Source organism: Paenibacillus lacisediminis, assembly GCF_046567315.2.
The window spans coordinates 197378-214482 of the sequence record NZ_JBKIAX020000006.1; the positions used below are offsets into that span (position 1 = coordinate 197378).

The 17105-nt window shown below is 56.8% G+C and carries 12 protein-coding genes; 5 read left to right on the forward strand and 7 right to left on the reverse strand.

Annotated elements, in window-relative coordinates; translation table 11 throughout:
• Position 1 precedes the first annotated feature (1 nt).
• The 7 genes from ACLD72_RS13905 to ACLD72_RS13935 all read right to left on the reverse strand — a co-directional run bounded on the left by ACLD72_RS13905 (position 2) and on the right by ACLD72_RS13935 (position 8987).
• A complete protein-coding gene (locus ACLD72_RS13905; protein ID WP_410995682.1) occupies positions 2 to 1234 on the reverse strand; it encodes a glutathionylspermidine synthase family protein in 1233 nt (410 codons plus the stop codon).
• Between the two features lie 32 nt (positions 1235 to 1266).
• Positions 1267 to 2007, reverse strand: a complete 741-nt coding sequence (locus tag ACLD72_RS13910) for a hypothetical protein (protein ID WP_410995681.1) — start codon at positions 2005 to 2007, stop codon at positions 1267 to 1269.
• Positions 2008 to 2071: 64 nt separating this feature from the next.
• Positions 2072 to 2275 (reverse strand): hypothetical protein, encoded by a 204-nt coding sequence (locus tag ACLD72_RS13915; RefSeq protein WP_458475817.1) that lies wholly within the window; start codon positions 2273 to 2275, stop codon positions 2072 to 2074.
• A 171-nt stretch (positions 2276 to 2446) separates the two neighbouring features.
• On the reverse strand, positions 2447 to 3907 hold the full coding sequence (locus ACLD72_RS13920) for an RCC1 domain-containing protein (protein WP_410995534.1): 1461 nt from the start codon (positions 3905 to 3907) through the stop codon (positions 2447 to 2449).
• Between the two features lie 665 nt (positions 3908 to 4572).
• Positions 4573 to 4710 carry a hypothetical protein gene (locus ACLD72_RS13925; protein WP_410995533.1) on the reverse strand — a complete coding sequence of 46 codons (138 nt, stop codon included), beginning with the start codon at positions 4708 to 4710 and terminating at the stop codon, positions 4573 to 4575.
• Positions 4711 to 4815: 105 nt separating this feature from the next.
• Positions 4816 to 6237, reverse strand: a complete 1422-nt coding sequence (locus ACLD72_RS13930) for a hypothetical protein (protein WP_410995680.1) — start codon at positions 6235 to 6237, stop codon at positions 4816 to 4818.
• Positions 6238 to 7100: 863 nt separating this feature from the next.
• Positions 7101 to 8987 carry a sigma-54 interaction domain-containing protein gene (locus ACLD72_RS13935; RefSeq protein WP_410995532.1) on the reverse strand — a complete coding sequence of 629 codons (1887 nt, stop codon included), beginning with the start codon at positions 8985 to 8987 and terminating at the stop codon, positions 7101 to 7103.
• A gap of 257 nt (positions 8988 to 9244) precedes the next feature.
• On the opposite strand from ACLD72_RS13935, the gene ACLD72_RS13940 reads away from it, so the two are divergent.
• The 5 genes from ACLD72_RS13940 to ACLD72_RS13960 all read left to right on the forward strand — a co-directional run bounded on the left by ACLD72_RS13940 (position 9245) and on the right by ACLD72_RS13960 (position 16887).
• The gene (locus tag ACLD72_RS13940) at positions 9245 to 10159 is read left to right on the forward strand and encodes a proline dehydrogenase family protein (RefSeq protein WP_410995531.1); all 915 of its coding nucleotides are present in this window, start codon (positions 9245 to 9247) and stop codon (positions 10157 to 10159) included.
• A 25-nt stretch (positions 10160 to 10184) separates the two neighbouring features.
• Positions 10185 to 11762, forward strand: a complete 1578-nt coding sequence (pruA, locus tag ACLD72_RS13945) for an L-glutamate gamma-semialdehyde dehydrogenase (protein ID WP_410995530.1) — start codon at positions 10185 to 10187, stop codon at positions 11760 to 11762.
• 101 nt (positions 11763 to 11863) lie between these two features.
• The gene (locus ACLD72_RS13950; RefSeq protein WP_410995529.1) at positions 11864 to 13126 is read left to right on the forward strand and encodes a Glu/Leu/Phe/Val family dehydrogenase; all 1263 of its coding nucleotides are present in this window, start codon (positions 11864 to 11866) and stop codon (positions 13124 to 13126) included.
• A 2-nt stretch (positions 13127 to 13128) separates the two neighbouring features.
• Positions 13129 to 14532 carry an NAD-dependent malic enzyme gene (locus ACLD72_RS13955; protein WP_410995528.1) on the forward strand — a complete coding sequence of 468 codons (1404 nt, stop codon included), beginning with the start codon at positions 13129 to 13131 and terminating at the stop codon, positions 14530 to 14532.
• Positions 14533 to 15000: 468 nt separating this feature from the next.
• Positions 15001 to 16887 (forward strand): S-layer homology domain-containing protein, encoded by a 1887-nt coding sequence (locus ACLD72_RS13960; protein WP_410995527.1) that lies wholly within the window; start codon positions 15001 to 15003, stop codon positions 16885 to 16887.
• Positions 16888 to 17105 lie beyond the last annotated feature (218 nt).

Below are 17105 nucleotides of genomic sequence, written 5' to 3' on the forward strand. Positions count from 1 at the left end.
TTTATTTCACTCCCAACGCAATAAAATGACTGGCGTTGCCGGTAATCGGCCCGCCGGCCCGGCCCAGCAAACCGCAGGGCGTTCCGTTCAGGACGAACAGGCCGGTCAACAAATGAAGTTCGCCTTCCGCCGTTTCGATGCGCGCCAGTTCCGCTCTTTTTTGGTATACCGAAGGGAACAGCACGCTGCTGTCAAAGCCCTCCCGGTCCTCCAGCTCGAGCCGCCCATCCGCGTCAAACATGCGCACGGAACCGCCCTCGCGCCCAAACATCGATTTGGATACGAAGCTGCCCGAGAAGACCGGTTTATTATAGGTCGGCAGGACGTAGCGAGAGATTGCCTCGCGCTCCTCCGCGTCGAACAGCAGGCCCAGCTCATACAGCCCCCAAGCGGCGGCGAGCAGGCCTTTAGATTGCAGCAAAATGCTGTGCGGCCCATTAAACAAGGTTAGCCGGCCGGTTTCGATCGCGTAACTTAGGGCTTCGCCCCCATCGTCCACCGCCATCCACTCTTTGGGATACAAAGCAAACATCCGATCAATTGCACGGCCGTCTTTATTTTTCAGAACACCTTCATCCACCCAGAGCTCCAGGCAATCCTCGTAAAAAAGCTCCAGCCCGCTGTGTCTGCCCAGGGCTTCGATCGTCCCCGAGTCCTCAAGATGGCGGCCGTATTCCATGCAAGCCACGGTATCCGGGCGTTCGAGCGACCAAGCTTCCTTAACCAGCTCTTTCATCCGTACGTTGGGCGAAGTGTATCCGGCCTGCTCCAGCACCCACGGCGTGGCGATCGCGGCTTCCACGTAACCCGTCGGCGTATCGGCGTTCAGCTCCAGCAGCTTGATGGTGCCGTCATTCGCCACGGCGAAATCAAACCGCGCGTAACGGCTGATCAGCCCCGGCTCCGGCAGCGGCAGATCATCGAGCATGTTCCATAGGATCGGTGGAATCCCGATCAGCTCATACAAATCGCGGCGGCGATGCACGTAACGAACGGTTTTGTCCAAAATGCGCCAGATGGCGGCCGCCGCTTGTTCAAGCTCCTCGTAGACGGCCCTAGGCATCAGGACGATCTGGTCGATCCAGTATTGTTCTTCTTCGATATCCGCCCACGTAAATCCGAGCTCATGCAGCCGCTTCACCCGTTCGCTCCGGTCCGGATGGGGCTGGCCGATCACTTCGAACACGCCGCCGTTTGTTCCGTCGTTCGTTCCATCGTACGTTCCGCCGTTCATTCCTCCAGTCGCCCCGTTGGTCATCCCGCCGTTCATCCGCCGAAAAACCCTTTGCCGCCGCCGGACTTGGAGCCGGAAATCGAGCTTTTGCTCGACGAGGAACCCGAGGACGTGCTGGAAGACGAGCCGAGTCCGCTCGATTTGCCGCCGATCCCCCCTGCTGGCGATGAGGTGGAGCGTCTGACGATCGACCCGGTGGATGAGGTCGAGGTTTTCGGACGCACGACGGAGCCGGCCACCTGCTTGTTCTGGAACGTTCCGCTGGAATACGTGCGCGGAGCATAAGGCGTATTGGTGCCCGCGTAATAACCGCGATGGTTGTCGTACCAGCGGCTCGACGAATAAAACGAACCGTTGTTGAATAGCAGATGGTACAACAGCATGTCATCCCAGCCGAACCCTGAGCTGTAATGGTTGACGACGGTGGTGCCGCCGGAGGAACCGGAAGCGCCGTCCGTCCCCGCATCGCTGCCGGCTTCTGCGCCACCCTGCTGCTCTTCGTCCGCCGGAAGCGGAATGCTCCAGTCTACGTTTTTGTCAAAATACTGTTTCACTTCATCCGTCGACCATTCGACCAGCTTCGGTCCGTCCCCCGACGAGTCGCTGCTGGTGGCCGAAACCCCGGGAGCGGGAATCAAAAAGGCGTTAGCCAACAGGGCGATCCCCAGCGATGTGGACAATACGCGCAGCGGTTTGCCATCCGGAGTGAAAAACTTAGAACCCGCCGGCTGTTCCGGTGGCGACGATGGCGATATGGTCTCTGCCGGTTGCATTTGCTTTTTCGTTACTGCTTCCTCTTCTTTCGCCAAATCCGAACCCTCCTTACGAAAGCATCCTTTAATCGTGCGCGATCGGAATGAGCAGAAGCTCCAATTTTCCCTCGTCAACGTTCAGACGGCCTTCCACCGCCTCATATTCGCGGTTGCCGACAACAAGATAATTCACATGCTCAAGCGCAGCGACCATATTGGCGCTCCAAGTGCGCTCTTCCAGCTCCCGCAGCTCCCCATCCGGCATTTTCTCATATAATTTCACGCTCATGCCTTGGTCCAATCGACTCACCCTTTCTGTATAGATGACTTTTTGAACTAGCTCTTTAACATACTATCTAATGATACGTAATGGAGCCTCTCCAGTTTCATGAAAGATCAGGAAAACCCAAGGATAAGGGACGGCAAAAACATATTAGATTCCACAGATGCTTACAGGCGCTTAGAAAGTAATCCGCACGGTATAGTCTTCCGCCAACCATTCGACTTTGGCTCCCAATGTTTCCCCGATCAAACGCAGCGGCACATATACGCTATCGTTCCCCACAAAGACCGGCTTTTGCTCCGAGACAATAGCCTTCCCGTTAACGGTGACGGACCCGGACACCGAATTCAGAACGATCTTCGTTTCGCCCTTCTCCGCAATGACCGATCTGGTCGAGACATCCCATTTCGGGGTAACGCCCGCCTGTTCGAAAACGCCGCGCAGCGGCACATAGGCCCGGCCGTTAATGAGCAAAGGGGGCATGGCCAGCTCCGTTTCAGTGCCGTTTAGAACAACTTTGATCGATTTTTTCACCAGCTGAGGGGTAGTGATTTCGGTGTCCCTGAGCCCCAGCCCTGTCTGGCCCCACTCGTTGGATCCCCAAGCTATCACATGGCTGTCCTTCAGAAGCACATAATGATTCCGAACGTCTCCCGTAATGGAGACCGCACCGGAAATCCCTTTCACTTGCGTTGCTTTAATTTTCCCGTCGCCGTCCCTTGTCCATGTCCATACTGTTCCGTCCGCTTTTACCGCCGCATCTCTCGTAACCGACACAACGTCCGTCAATCCGGGAATTCGCGAAGGAGCTAACGTGTTGTCCGCTTCATCGATCCAGAAATAATTCTTCCAGGTCCATACGCCGCCATCGGTATCCAAAGCGACACCGTCTTCAAAATCGACCGCCGCAGCTTTAAACTTCCCGCTTCCCTGAAGTTTGGCCGGTTTGCGAATCTCCTCTGTCTCGGCATTCCGCTTCAGCCCCCATACCCATATTTGACCATCGCTGTCGATCGCCAGGGAAACGTAAGTCCCGGCCTCGACGGCCACCGCCTGCGGAATCCCCTCAACCTTAATCGGCTTTAAGGCACTGGTCCGCAAACCGTTTCCAAGCTGCCCCTGCTCGTTGTTTCCCCAAGCCCATACCGCGCCGTCCTTATCAAGGGCAAGACTGAAGCCATCTCCGGCGGAAACGGAGACGATATCCTTTAAATCGGCGACTTGCACCGGCTCCATGGCAAGCTCCTGCGATTTGGCGCCGGTGCCAAGCTGGCCGTGCTCATTGCCCCCTACCGCCGACACCGTACCGTCGTCATGCAGAAAGAGCGTATGCCGATAGCCGCTGGAAACCTGCTTCACCTGATCGATATGTACCTTGACCGGCGTATAGGCCGGCAGCTTCGAACCGTTCCCCAGCGAAGTGTAACCGCCGCCCCAAGCCCAAACCGTCCCATCTTCCGTGGTGGCATAAGCGCTTCTCGAGCCGGCTTCAATCTGCGTGACTCCCGACAGCAGCTTGGCTTCCTCCGGGAAGGCCTCCGCCGCATGGACCGATGGTGCCACCGCAAGCGGCAAACCTATAATTAGACTCGTGAGAAATGCAATAACCGCGGTTTTGCTTTTTTGTTTTATTACCATTGTTAATTACGCCTCCTTGAAAGCTCTATTTATATTAAACACTCGCTCCCGGGTAAAAGTTGCATGCGAGATGTTTGACAAACAAACTGACGGAGGCAGAAATCATAGAGGCGGTTGATCAAGCTTTTACGTAACCCCTGCTTGTGGGTATAATGTGTTTAGAACATACGCAAAATGAAAAATACCGCGATGCTGGATCGCGGCAGACAAGGACCGATGGGCAACCACGGCGAGATTTTCAATCAAATGGACAGAAAAACCACCGGATGGGCGCCAACCTAATCCCGGTGGTTTTTCTTGTCTTGGGCCTGCTTACGGGCGGTAAGTAACGTGTTAATTCCGGTCAGAATCCCGATCAGCTTCGTCACCCCGTCCAGTAGCTTTAAGCACAATTTTAAGAAAAACGCCTGACGGCGTCCTTTAATGGCTCTGACTTCAACGTTGGAGCGATTGGAGGCTTTTCCTAGACTTTGGGGCGCTGCTCTAACGGACACCAGCGAACTTATCCGCCCATTTCCCGGGTATTTCCCAGCCTAACGGACACAGGCGGCCTTATTTCGCTCTAAACCAGTTTATCCAGGCCGATTTGAGGTAAATAAGGGCATCTGTGTCCGTTTACATTTTGCAATCCTCCGTTTTGTCTCAAATAACGGCTCTGGTGTCCCTTAGCCCCCCACAGATTCCTCTTCTCTTCCCCTCTCTACATGCGCATCGCCCTCTACCATGCCCGATATTTTATGAAAATCGCCTTCCTGATCCCAAAATAAACCTGAGTTTGATTTTATCAACATCGATGTAGGCATCTCCGGCGTTCTCCCGTCTTTCCCAACCGACACAACCGGTACGGTCCGACCAGTCGTCGTGCAACACGAACGAGAACCGGGAGAACCGGGAGAACCGCTCGTTAGCTATATCAAAAACATCGCCACCACCGTCGTTACGGCGAGTCCGATCAGCACCGGCTTCAGGTTGCGCCGCGCAAGCTCGAACGGGCTGACGCCGCAAATCGCCGCAGCCGGGATGAGCGCCCACGGGATCAGCGTGCCACCGCCGACCCAGATGGCGGCCACCTGGCCGAGCGCGGTCAGCGTCGCCGTTCCCGAGCCGATGGCGGTGCCGAACAGCCCCGCGATCGAGCCGGCCAGCGAAATGCCCGAGAAGCCGGAGCCGTCCAGGCCGGTGATCGCTCCGGTGACGGCCAGCGTAATCGCGCCGACGATGCCGTTAAGCGGCACAACGCCGGCCAGGGCCGCGCCAAGGTCATTGACGATGCCGTGCGATGTTTCGGGCAGCACCTGGCCGAACAGTTCCGCAAACGCGGCATCGCCGAGGTAAAAAAAGGCGGCGATCGGAATAACCGGACCGAACACCTTAAAGCCGAAGACAAGCCCGTCGATCAGGTAGGACGTGACCTTCTCCAGGCCGCGGCTTTGGTGAGCCAGCAGCGTCACCGCGATCAAAATCAGCACCGCCGTCCCGCCCACAAGCGCCGTCGCATCGCCGCCTTGAAGGTGGAGCAGGAGCATCGCCACCACGTCGGCGGCGAACAGCAGAGGAATCAGGATGGCGAGCCATTGGCGTGCTTTGGGGTGAAGCGCGGCCGGCTCCTCTTTGCCGGGTGCATGTTCATCCCCCAGCACGCCGCCCGCGCCGGTTTTGGCCGCGGCCAGCCCGTCTCTCCAGGCCCCGCTTTGCATATCCCGGCGCATCATCCAAAAAGCCGTAACGGTGCTCACCAGGCCCATTACGATCACCAGCGGCACGCTCGCCGTCATGACGCTGCCGACCGGGAGCCCGGCGGCATCCGCCGTCAATTTCGGCGCGCCTTGAATAATATAGTCGCCGGACAGGGCGATGCCATGTCCAAACAAATTCATCGCGACGGCCGCGCCAAGTGCCGGCAGCCCGACGCGGAGCGCCACCGGAAGCAGGACAGCCCCGATCAAGGCGACCGCCGGAGACGGCCAGAAGAAAAAGGAAGTTACCATCATAATGAGGCCGATGCCCCAATATGCCATCGAAGGCGTGCGCAAAAAACGCGTCAGCGGCGCCACCATCGTTTCGTTAATACCGGTTCGCATCAGCACCCGGCTCATCGCCACGATGATCGAAATGATCATGATCGTACTCATCAACTCTTTAGTGGCGTAGATAAACGAATTGAAAATGCCCGAAATCGAACCGCTGAGCGTTCCCGTCACAAGCAGCCCCAGCGCAAATATGCCGGCCACACAAATCATCGTCGTATCCCGCCGCTTGATCATCAGCGCCAAAATGAACACGATGAAGGCCAGATACACGTAATGGATCGCCGACAGTTCTATTCCTATCATGGTGTCACGCCCCTTTTCCAAGCATATTGTGCTATATGCTATGCAGGAGCCCAAGCAAAAGTTCGATCCATGGCGATTACTGATGTTCGTTTGTGTCGAAGTTTGGCGTCGAAGTAAGATGGCAGTGAGGTAAAAGTGAAGTAGGAATGCAGCAGGAGTGAGATAGGAATGGGGTTGCAGAAAGGCGGCAATGAGGTAACGTGAGGTAATAGTTGCTAGTTAAGGTAAGTAGATAATGAGGTAACAGTAGTTAGTGGGGTGAAAGAGTTAAGACAGCAAGTTGATAAGGGGAGTGATTTCCAGCAAAATGTGAATTCTAGTGAAGTGTGAAGTCTAGTGAATGTCAAATGTCCCGTGAAGTAATAACGTCCTGCGAGGTAGTAACGTCCTGCGAGGTAGTAACATACTGCGAAATTGCCATATCCTGAAAAGGAGCATTATCTTGCGATGTAGCATCATCTTATAAAGTAGCATTATCTTATAAAGTAGCATTATCTTATAAAGTAGCGCCCTCTGCGAGGTGCAGAATTCCACGAAATGCAAAAGTGCATGCGGATTTTGTCACAACCTCCCGAAATGGGCCAACGAGATGCAAAAGTGCATTTCAATTCCGCCAAAAACATCAAAAATTTCTGAAACGTCCCCAAACAAACTGCACTTTTGCAGGCGAATCGTCTCAAAGGGGGCATTCGCGGGAAATGAGATGCACTTTTGCATTTGGTCCACATGCGATTGCTTCCAAATGGGGTTGCTTGTACTTGTAGTTGATTGTACTTGTAGTTGCTTGTACTTGCAGCTACTTCCACAAAAAACTAGTTTCGACTAAACCAAGCTGTTTCTGAAAAACCAGCTGTTTCAATCTAAACCAAATTGTAGTCCCTGATTTTTTTGTACAAGGTTCCGCGGGAGATGCCGAGCAGCTTGGCGGCATTGCTTTTGTTCCCGGCAGCGCGCTCCAGTGCCTCCTTCATCAGCTCGATTTCTTCTTCGGGCGTAATCCGGGGCTTCAGCATTCTGGCCGAAGGCTCTAAGCCTGATCCTCCCGACTTCTCCATTCCTTGTCGTCCGGCCTGACTGGAAGTCGAGTGAGCCTCCACGACCCGGTTGGAAGCGGAGCTAGCCCCCATGACCCGGCCGGAAGCGAAGCGAGCCTCCCCGCCACCCCCCTCGCCGTCAAGCTCCAACTGAGCCTGCCGCTGCTGCAGCGCCTCGGGCAAGTGCTCAAGCGTAATCCGGTCATTTTCGCTTAAAATGACGCAGCGCTCCATCACCGCCCGCAGTTCGGTCTGGTTGCCCGGCCAGTCATAATTCATAAAGGCCAGCATCACTTCCGGGGCCACCACCGGGACCGGCTTTTGATATTGCAGCGAAAAGGTGCGCAAATACGTCTGGATCAAGGTGGACAGATCCTCTTTGCGTTCCCTGAGCGGCGGCACCTGCAGCGAAACGACGTTCAAGGCGTAATACAGGTCCGACCGGAACTTCCCTTCCCGCACCAGCCGCTCCAGATCCTGCGCAGTGGCCGCGAAAATCCGCGTGGACACGGCGATTTCCTCGCCGCCACCGATCCGCGCAACCGCACGGTTTTTCACGAACCGGCACAGCTTATCCTGGACATCCGGTGAGAGGCGGTCGATTTCGTTCAAAAACAGCGAACCCCCGTCGGCCGCCTCCAGTTTGCCGGCCTGCCCAGACGGCTTTCCGGAAAAAGCGCCTCCCTGATAGCCGAACAGTTCCGCCTCGGCCAGCCCGACGGGAATGGCGCCGCAATTGATCGACAGAAACGGCCCCCCGCTCCGGCGGCTGGCCCGGTGGATCACTTTCGCCAATTGCTCCTTGCCCGCGCCGGTCTCGCCGACGAACAGTACAGGCGAATCGGTTTCGGCGATCTTTTTGGCGATTTTGACCACTTTGCCCATGCTTTCGCCGCGGGCGTGCAGCAGCGCAAACGGGTCCCGGTCGCTCATTTTGTGGCTCAGCAGGCGCGATTGCGCGGCCCCCAGCTCGTCGTTCAGCTTGACGAGATGCGTGATGTCCTGCTCGGTCGCCACCCCGCCGATGATTTCGCCGCCACCCTCCGCCATGATCGGCGAAGCGTTGATCAGGACGTGAGTGTCCGGCCGCGGGCGATGATACGCCCCCTGAAGCCGCCGGCCTTCGTCCAGAATCTTCAGCACGACCAGTGCCTCCGGATCGAAATGCTCCCCGATCGTCCGCCCGACGATGTCCTCCTTGGCAATCCCGTACACTTCTTCGGCGACCTGGTTCCAGCCGACCACGGTCCCGTTCCGGTCCACGACCGTTACGGCATCGCTGACCGTCTCCAGCAGCGTCCGGAAATAAGCCAAGGTTTGCCGCCCAGCCTCCCCCGCCGCCAACAACATCTCGCCAAACGGACAGTACCCGGTCGGCCGCCCTTCCTCGTCCGCGACGACGATAACCGCCCGGCTGCCCGTTTCAGGCAGCTTGGCGATCAGTTCATGCACCGGACCGCTCAACGCCTCCTCACCAATAACATCAGCCGCAAAAGCCGCGCCATGCTCAGCCAAATACTCGCCGATGCGGCCCGTCACCCCCTCGAGCAAGCTGGCGTCGCGGGGCGCAAACAAGCACACTCCCCCGTCCCCCGCCGCCGTAACGGCCACCCGGCCCTGCCGCAGCGCCGCCAGCAGCGCAGAAATTTTTTCCTCCGGCTTCAGTTCTACGTAATCCCGGCGGATCAGCCACTCCCGTTCAACATTGAACATAGCGATTACCTCACACGTCGACACAATTTATTTGTAAATCTAACATGAAAAAAGCGGCGTTTCAATACTCGTTTAACGAAATTAGATTGACGTGCAAGGGGGAAGAGACGCAGAAATCGGAGGCTTAAACTGTTCATTTTTGAACAAAACCACGATCTCCATAATAAAATTTTGTTTATTTTTCGGACACATATTGTTCATTTATTTAAAATATTGTATATTCTGTGTACAACGACATATGGAAAAGGATGGATGCCATGGATGCGTTAATGAGAACGGTGTTTTTGGCCTTGGCCCAAAACCGGTCCGTGAGCAAACTGGCCCGCCGATACGGCCTCCGTTTCGGGGCTAGCCGGTTCGTCGCCGGGGAAACGCTTGAGCAGGCGATCGAAACCGTGCGCAAACTGAACGGCTCCAGGCGGGAAGCGACGCTCGATCACCTGGGCGAATTCGTTTCGAACGAAGCGGAAGCCCGCCGCTCCACCGAGATGTGCCTGAGGACGCTCGACGCGATCGCAGCCTCAGGAGTCCGGGCGAATCTGTCGCTGAAGCTGACTTCGCTTGGCCTCGGCATCAGTGAGGAGCTGTGCATACGCAACATGACGGCTATCCTGGAGTGCGCCCGCATGCATGGTTTGTTTGTCCGCATCGACATGGAGGATTACGCGCAGTGCGAAAAAACGATCGCCATCTACAGACGGCTCCGCCGGGAATTCGGCCATGTCGGCATCGTCATCCAGGCTTATTTGTACCGCTCCGTGCAGGATCTCGCAGACCTCAAAGAACTGAAGCCCAACCTGCGCCTCGTTAAAGGGGCTTACAAAGAACCGCCCGAAGTGGCTTATCCGAACAAGCCGGACGTCGACGAAAATTTCAAACGCCTCATCTCCACTCACCTCAAGAACGGCAACTATACCGCTATAGCAACACATGACCCGCAAATTATCGACTTCACCATACAACTCGTAAAACAACAGAAAATTCCGTTTAACCGCTTCGAGTTCCAAATGCTGTACGGCATTCGCGAGGAACTTCAACTGCAGCTCACCCGCGAAGGCTACAAAGTGCGCATCTACGTCCCTTTCGGCCAAGATTGGTTCGGCTATTTCATGCGCCGTCTCGCCGAGCGCCCGGCCAATGTCTGGTTTGTTTTGAAGAATCTTTTTAAATAATCCCCTTGAAAAGGAGACTTCCCTTATGAGCAAAACGGCAAAACTGGATGTTTTCCGCAACGAGCCTTTTACCGATTTCAGCCAGGACCCCGGCAAGCAGGCCATACAGGAGGCGATCGCCAAGGTCAAGTCCGAGTTGGGGCGTGAATATCCGCTGCGCATCGGCGGCGAGCTTATTTTTACGGAAGACAAGATCCGTTCCTTCAACCCGGGGCAGACAGAAGAGACGATTGGGTTAGTGAGCAAAGCCGACCTGGCGCTAGCCGAAAAAGCAATGCAGACGGCGTTGGAGACGTTTGAGTCGTGGAAAAAAACACCGGCGCAAACGCGCGCGGAAATTCTGCTGAAGGCCGCCACCATCATGCAGGAGCGCAAGCACGAGTTCTCTGCTCTGATGGTTCTCGAGGCCGGAAAAAACTACGCCGAAGCCGATGCCGACACGGCGGAAGCGATCGATTTTCTGAATTTTTACGCGCGGGAAATGATCCGGCTGAGCGAAATCAACGAAACGATGCCGCTCACCCCGGTGGCTGGCGAAGAAAACCGGCTGACGTACATTCCGCTTGGCGTCGGCGTCATAATCCCGCCCTGGAACTTTCCGCTGGCGATCTGCGCCGGCATGACCTCGGCGGCCATCGTCACCGGGAACACCGTTCTGCTGAAACCCGCCTCCAACACGCCGGTAATAGCCGCCAGGTTCGCTGCTTTAATGGAGGAAGCTGGCCTGCCGGCCGGGGTGCTCAATTTTATTCCGGGCAGCGGCGCGGAGGTGGGCGACTATTTGACGGCGCATCCCCAAACCCGGTTTATCAGCTTCACCGGCTCGAAGGAGGTGGGCCTGCACATCAACAAGCTGGCGGCCGGCACCGCCCCCGGGCAAATCTGGATCAAGCGGGTCGTAGCGGAAATGGGCGGCAAAGACGGGATCGTGGTGGACGAAACTGCCGACCTGGACGCGGCTGCGCAAGCGATCGTCACCTCTGCGTTCGGCTACCAGGGGCAAAAATGCTCCGCCGGGTCCCGGGCTTTTATTGTGGAGGCGGTGTATGACGAGGTCGTGGAAAAAGTGGTGGAGTTAACCCAGCGGCTGACGATTGGGCTGTCTGAGCACAATTTTCCCATCGGCCCGGTGATCGACGAAAGCTCCTTCCGGAAGGTGCTGGACTACATCGAAATTGGCAAGCAGGAGGGTACGCTGCTGACCGGGGGCCGCCCAGCCGACGTGGCCGGCGCACAAGGATTTTATATCGAGCCGACGGTTTTTGCCGGCGTGGACGGCAAGGCCCGGATTATGCAGGAGGAGATCTTTGGGCCGGTGCTGGCGATCGGCAAAGCGAAGGACTGGCGGGAAGCGATCCGGCTGTTTAATGACACCGAGTTCGGTTTGACGGGAGCTTTTTTCTCACGGGATGAAGACCGGATCTCCGAAGCGCTGGAAACGATGCACTGCGGCAATCTTTACGTAAACCGCAAGTGCACCGGAGCCCTGGTGGGAGGCCAGCCGTTCGGCGGCTTTAACATGTCCGGCACCGACTCGAAAGCGGGAGGGTACGATTATTTGCTGCTGTTCACGCAGGCCAAGCTGACCTCGCGAAAAAAATAACGCTGCTGCGAAGATTCCCGATATGAATAGCGATACGATTGCCGATACTATTGCCGATGTGAATATAGTGCAAATATGGACATGAAAAGGGGATAGACGTCATGAAAGGGAAGCTCATTAACGCGGAAAGCGGGAACGTGCTCACTGGCACGCAGCAGTTGATCCGGACTGCCCTGCAGACGATGAACGAGCCTGCGGCGATGTACGAACTGCTGAAGGAACCGCTGCGGACGCTGACGGTGCGGGTTCCCGTCAAAATGGACGATGGCTCGGTCAAAGTGTTCACCGGATACCGCGCCCAGCATAACGATGCGGTCGGTCCGACCAAAGGGGGCGTGCGGTTTCATCCCGACGTCACGGAGGAGGAGGTCAAGGCCCTGTCACTGTGGATGAGCATCAAATGCGGCATTGTGAACCTGCCGTACGGCGGCGGAAAAGGCGGGGTCATCTGCGACCCCCGCACCATGTCCCTGCGCGAGCTGGAGGGGCTCAGCCGGGGGTACGTCCGGGCGATCAGCCAGATCGTCGGTCCGACCAAGGATATTCCGGCGCCCGATGTTTATACCAACTCGCAGGTCATGGCCTGGATGCTCGACGAATACAGCCGCATCCGCGAGTTCGACTCGCCCAGCTTCATCACCGGCAAACCGGTCGTGCTGGGCGGCTCGCTGGGCAGAGAATCGTCGACGGCGCTCGGTGTGACGATCGTGCTGCAAGAAGCGGTGAAAAAAGCCGGCATGAGCGTCGAAGGCTCGCGCGTCATTATCCAAGGCTTCGGCAACGCCGGCGGTTACCTGGCCAAGTTCCTGCACGACGCCGGGGCGGTGATCGTCGGAATCGCCGACGCACGCGGAGCTTTGTACAACCCGGACGGGCTCGATATCCTCGAACTGCTGGACCGGCGCGACTCGTTCGGAACTGTGTCCCACCTGTTTCCAGGCCGAATTACAAACCGGGAGCTGCTGGTGCAGGATTGCGATATCCTGATCCCGGCGGCGATCGAAAATCAAATCACGGAAGAGAACGCTCCCGACATCAAAGCGAAGCTGCTGGTGGAGGCGGCCAACGGTCCGACGACGTATGCGGCGACGGAAATCCTGACAAAGCGCGGCGTCCTGATCGTGCCGGACGTGCTGGCCAGCGCCGGCGGCGTGGTCGTGTCCTATTTTGAATGGGTGCAGAATAATCAAGGTTACTATTGGACGCTGGAGGAAATCAACAAAAAGCTGGCCGACCTCCTGACCGCCGCGTTCGAGACGGTGTACCGGGCCTCGCGGCTGCGGGGCGTCAATATGCGGCTGGCCGCTTATATCGTTGGCCTGAAAAGAATGACCGAGGCCGTAAAATGGCGGGGATGGGTCTAACTATGGCAACTACGCTGATTATTATCCGGCTGGAGCTGGACCATGAGCACGCCAGCTTCGGCGATGTCGCCGCAACGGTCAGCCACGCCGGCGGGGACATTACGTCGATCGACGTCATCTCTTCGGCCAAAGGCTCGTCGATCCGCGACATCACCGTGGACACGGGCGACCGTGATGAGGCCGCCATCGTAGGCGCGCTGCGCAAGCTGCCCGGCGTCCGGCTGATCAATGTGTCCGACCGCACGTTCCTGATGCACCTCGGCGGCAAAATCTCCATCAAGCCGACGCTGCCGATCCGCAACCGCGACGATTTGTCGCAGGTGTACACTCCCGGCGTCGCCAAAGTGTGCAAGGCGATTCACGAAAGCCCGGCCAAGGCGTTTTCGCTGACGATCAAACGCAATACCGTCGCCGTGATTACGGACGGCACCGCCGTGCTTGGTCTTGGCGGCATCGGTCCGTACGCCGCCGCTCCGGTTATGGAGGGCAAAGCGATGCTGTTCAAGCAATTGGCCGGGGTGGACGCTTTTCCGTTATGCCTCGATACGAGCGACACTGAGGAAATCATCCGCACCATCAAAGCGGTTGCTCCGATTTTCGGCGGGATTAACCTCGAGGATATCAGTTCCCCGCGCTGCTTTGAAATCGAGCGGCGGCTGGCGGAAGAGCTGGATATCCCGGTGTTTCACGACGATCAGCACGGCACCGCGGTCGTCGTCACCGCCGGCCTGATCAACGCGCTGAAGGTGGTCGGCAAGCGGATGTCCGAGGTGCGGGTTGTTGTGAGCGGCGTCGGCGCGGCCGGCGTGTCTATCTGCAAAATGCTGCTCGCCGCGGGCGTCACCCGGCTTGTTCCGGTGGATAGAGCCGGGGCCATCGTGTTCGGGGGCAAATACGAGCATCCGATGTGGCAGTGGCTGGCGGAGCAGCCGCAGGTGGAGGCACGCGCCGGCGCGCTGAAGGACGTTCTGCCCGGGGCCGACGTGTTCATCGGCGTCTCGTCCGGCGGCCTGCTCGCCGGCGCCGATATCCGGGCGATGAACGAGCGCCCGATCGTGTTTGCGCTGGCCAATCCGGAGCCGGAGATCAGGCCGGAGGAAGCGCTGAAGCACGCGGCCGTGGTCGCCACGGGACGGAGCGACTATCCGAACCAGATCAACAACGTGCTCGTCTTCCCCGGCTTGTTCCGCGGCGCGCTCGACTGCCGGGCCAGACGGATCAACGAGGCGATGAAGCTGGCCGCGGCGGAGGCGATCGCCTCGTCCGTGACGGACGAGGAGCGGAATGAGCAATATATCATTCCAAGCATTTTCAACGACCAGGTGGTTCCCCTGGTCCGCAAGGCGATCGTGATCGCGGCGATGTCGACCGGAGTGGCCCGGCGCATTCCGCCGGATTTCCGGTAAGCGGGAGCCGGTTGGTGCAAAAGTGGCCGTCAGAGTATCGGCAATGGTCATTGTCGACACTATGACGGCCACAACTTTATTTATCTGAGAAAGCCAGATACATTCCAGATTTCCTGGGGAAATGATCATGAAATCTAACGGTTGTAGCAGCGGCTATTTTACGAAAAACGCCCTTTTCAGAATTCTAACGGTTGTGATCGCCGTTATTTGCCTGAATCTAAGCAAAATGAGCCGGGTTTCAGTGGAATAAGCGCCGTGGCAACCGTTAGATTTTGAAATCAACGTTTCTGGGACAAATAGCGGTTGTGGCATCCGTTAGAATAGTTTTGTGAGTCATGGGGCAGGGCTTTTTCGCATGCATAAAATTTTGATTACATATTTTTTAAACTATTATATATTTACTTTAACTAGATTTTCAGACAGCCAGAGGGGAAATGAAAGATTACAAGTTGATGGGGGGGAACTTTCTTGAGCAAAAAGCTTTATATCAAGGTAATGACCACGGCAGCCCTGCTTAGCGCCTGCGCGCTGCCGGCCCATGCGGCAACCAATTTCACGGACATCGATGGCTCCTATGCCAAAGACGCGATCGTGAAGCTTGCGGAGTCCGGGATTTTGAACGGCAAGGGCAACGGGAAATTCGATCCGACAGGAACCATTGAGCGCCAGGATTTTGCCATCATCCTCGCCAAAGCGCTGGGACTGGATGTGTCGGCGCCCCCGGCGTCGGCCACCTTCCAGGACGTGCCCGCAGCCAATTATGCCTATAGTGCCGTGGAAGCCGCGGTTAAAGCCGGTTTGATTAACGGCTACGGTAACGGTGTTTTCGGCAATGGCAACAATTTATCGCGGCAGGATTTGGCGGTTATTCTGGTGCGGGCGCTTGGGGTTGATGCGGCCGGTAAAGCGGCGGACCTGAAATTCAGCGACGCGGCTTCCATTTCCGGTTACGCCAAGGATGCGGTCGCAGTAGCCGTTGAATTGGGCCTCATCTCCGGCTATCCCAATGGCACGTTTAAACCCGACGGCAGCGCGCAAAGGCAAGAGGTGGCTTCGCTCACCAGCAAATTCATCGAAACGCTGGACACTCTTAAAAACGAGGATTCTTCCCCGGACACGAAACCTTCCGAAGGTGATACGGACGCATCCAAGCAGCCTGAAACAACTCCTGCGGCAACCGGCACGAACAGCGGCGGCGGAACTTTGATTGCCGGCCGCGGAAACAGCAATAGCAGCGGCGGCAGCAGTGGTTCAAACCGGCCGGATACAACCGCCCCCAAGGTCACGGTTGTATCCGCTTCACCGGTGAAGATCGGACAAGCCGTTGCCGTCAAATCCAGCGAAGCCGGCTACGTTTACCTTGTCCCGGCCGCCAAAAATCCGTTGACCAAAGCAGATTTGGATGCCCTGGTCTCCGTAGCAGCCGCCAGCCGGGCGGCCGTTTCCGCAGCCGACGGCATGGCCGAAATCCCTACCTCCGGCCTCACGGAAGGGGATTATAAGGTTTACGCGGTCGACTCCGCCGGCAATGTGTCGGCCCCGTCAGCGTTGGTGTCATTGACCGCCGCCCCAGAACTGCCGCTTGAAATCAAGCTGGTTGAGGGAGCCGCGCTTTATCTGAACAGCGGTCTTTTGCCGGATCAGGCCGCCGTTACAATCTCATCCGGGGATATATCCGAATCCGCAGGAGCGGAATACTCCTACAACAAGCGGAATATCAAGGACCTCTTGCAAATCAAGCGCGGTGAAACAGCCGGAAGCTTCGAATATGATCCGGAAAAGGGCGTCTTTAACGTGATCGATCCGTCCGCCAATGCCGTGATCGCTACGGTCACGCTGAGCACATACTCCGATCTCGTTTCTATCATTCAAAGCAGTGACGGGATCATCATGATTCCTGCCAAGGAAGCGGCGGAAAATTCGGAAGCGTCCCTGTTCTTTAATCTTTGGGAGAACGGCGTCGTGCTCGGCAGCCAAGAGCTTAAGATTACGTTTGACGAAACGCCGCCAACCGTAACCGGCAGCACTTATAACGAAGACGGAACGATTAGCTTAACCTTCAGTGAGGATCTGTCGGTTTCGCCGGACTTTGGCGGCATCACGCTTGATTACTCGGCCGGCGGCGATTTCACGGATGAGGACACGGAGCACTTGAATCCCTTCGGAGATTACACCGTGACGATGCTCAGCCGACATGAATTCAGAATCGAGCTGAACCCCAGCACGGCTGATTACCTGAAGCTCCAAAGCCCAGGCAGATTCCGCATCACCGCAATCGGCGGTTGGGATTTTGCCCGGAATCCCGTGAAGCTGTTAGAGCCTGTCTTTATCGATATCCCAGGTGAACTCCTCTAACGCGGGGCGGACAAACACAAATGGGGGACAATGCTGGTTGCCATGCTGCCTCTTGTCCCTCTTTCCGCTTCACCGAATTTAATTTTTAGATAGAGAACAGGCAATTACTTCTCTATTTTACAGGCTCAATCTAGAAATCGGGGCTTTACAGCCGAGTCGGGCTGCTGGAACGACGAAACGTCGACTGAGTCTGCAAAATAGCGACACTTTATGTGCTT

Excerpts from the sequence above, each read along its gene's own strand:
- ACLD72_RS13915 (WP_458475817.1), bottom strand. The coding sequence starts at position 2,275 with ATGAGCGTGAAATTATATGAGAAAATGCCGGATGGGGAGCTGCGGGAG.
- ACLD72_RS13920 (WP_410995534.1), bottom strand. The coding sequence starts at position 3,907 with ATGGTAATAAAACAAAAAAGCAAAACCGCGGTTATTGCATTTCTCACG.
- ACLD72_RS13910 (WP_410995681.1), bottom strand. The coding sequence starts at position 2,007 with ATGCAACCGGCAGAGACCATATCGCCATCGTCGCCACCGGAACAGCCG.
- ACLD72_RS13905 (WP_410995682.1), bottom strand. The coding sequence starts at position 1,234 with ATGAACGGCGGAACGTACGATGGAACGAACGACGGAACAAACGGCGGC.
- ACLD72_RS13950 (WP_410995529.1), top strand. The coding sequence starts at position 11,864 with ATGAAAGGGAAGCTCATTAACGCGGAAAGCGGGAACGTGCTCACTGGC.
- pruA (WP_410995530.1), top strand. The coding sequence starts at position 10,185 with ATGAGCAAAACGGCAAAACTGGATGTTTTCCGCAACGAGCCTTTTACC.
- ACLD72_RS13925 (WP_410995533.1), bottom strand. The coding sequence starts at position 4,710 with ATGCCTACATCGATGTTGATAAAATCAAACTCAGGTTTATTTTGGGAT.
- ACLD72_RS13940 (WP_410995531.1), top strand. The coding sequence starts at position 9,245 with ATGGATGCGTTAATGAGAACGGTGTTTTTGGCCTTGGCCCAAAACCGG.
- ACLD72_RS13955 (WP_410995528.1), top strand. The coding sequence starts at position 13,129 with ATGGCAACTACGCTGATTATTATCCGGCTGGAGCTGGACCATGAGCAC.
- ACLD72_RS13935 (WP_410995532.1), bottom strand. The coding sequence starts at position 8,987 with ATGTTCAATGTTGAACGGGAGTGGCTGATCCGCCGGGATTACGTAGAA.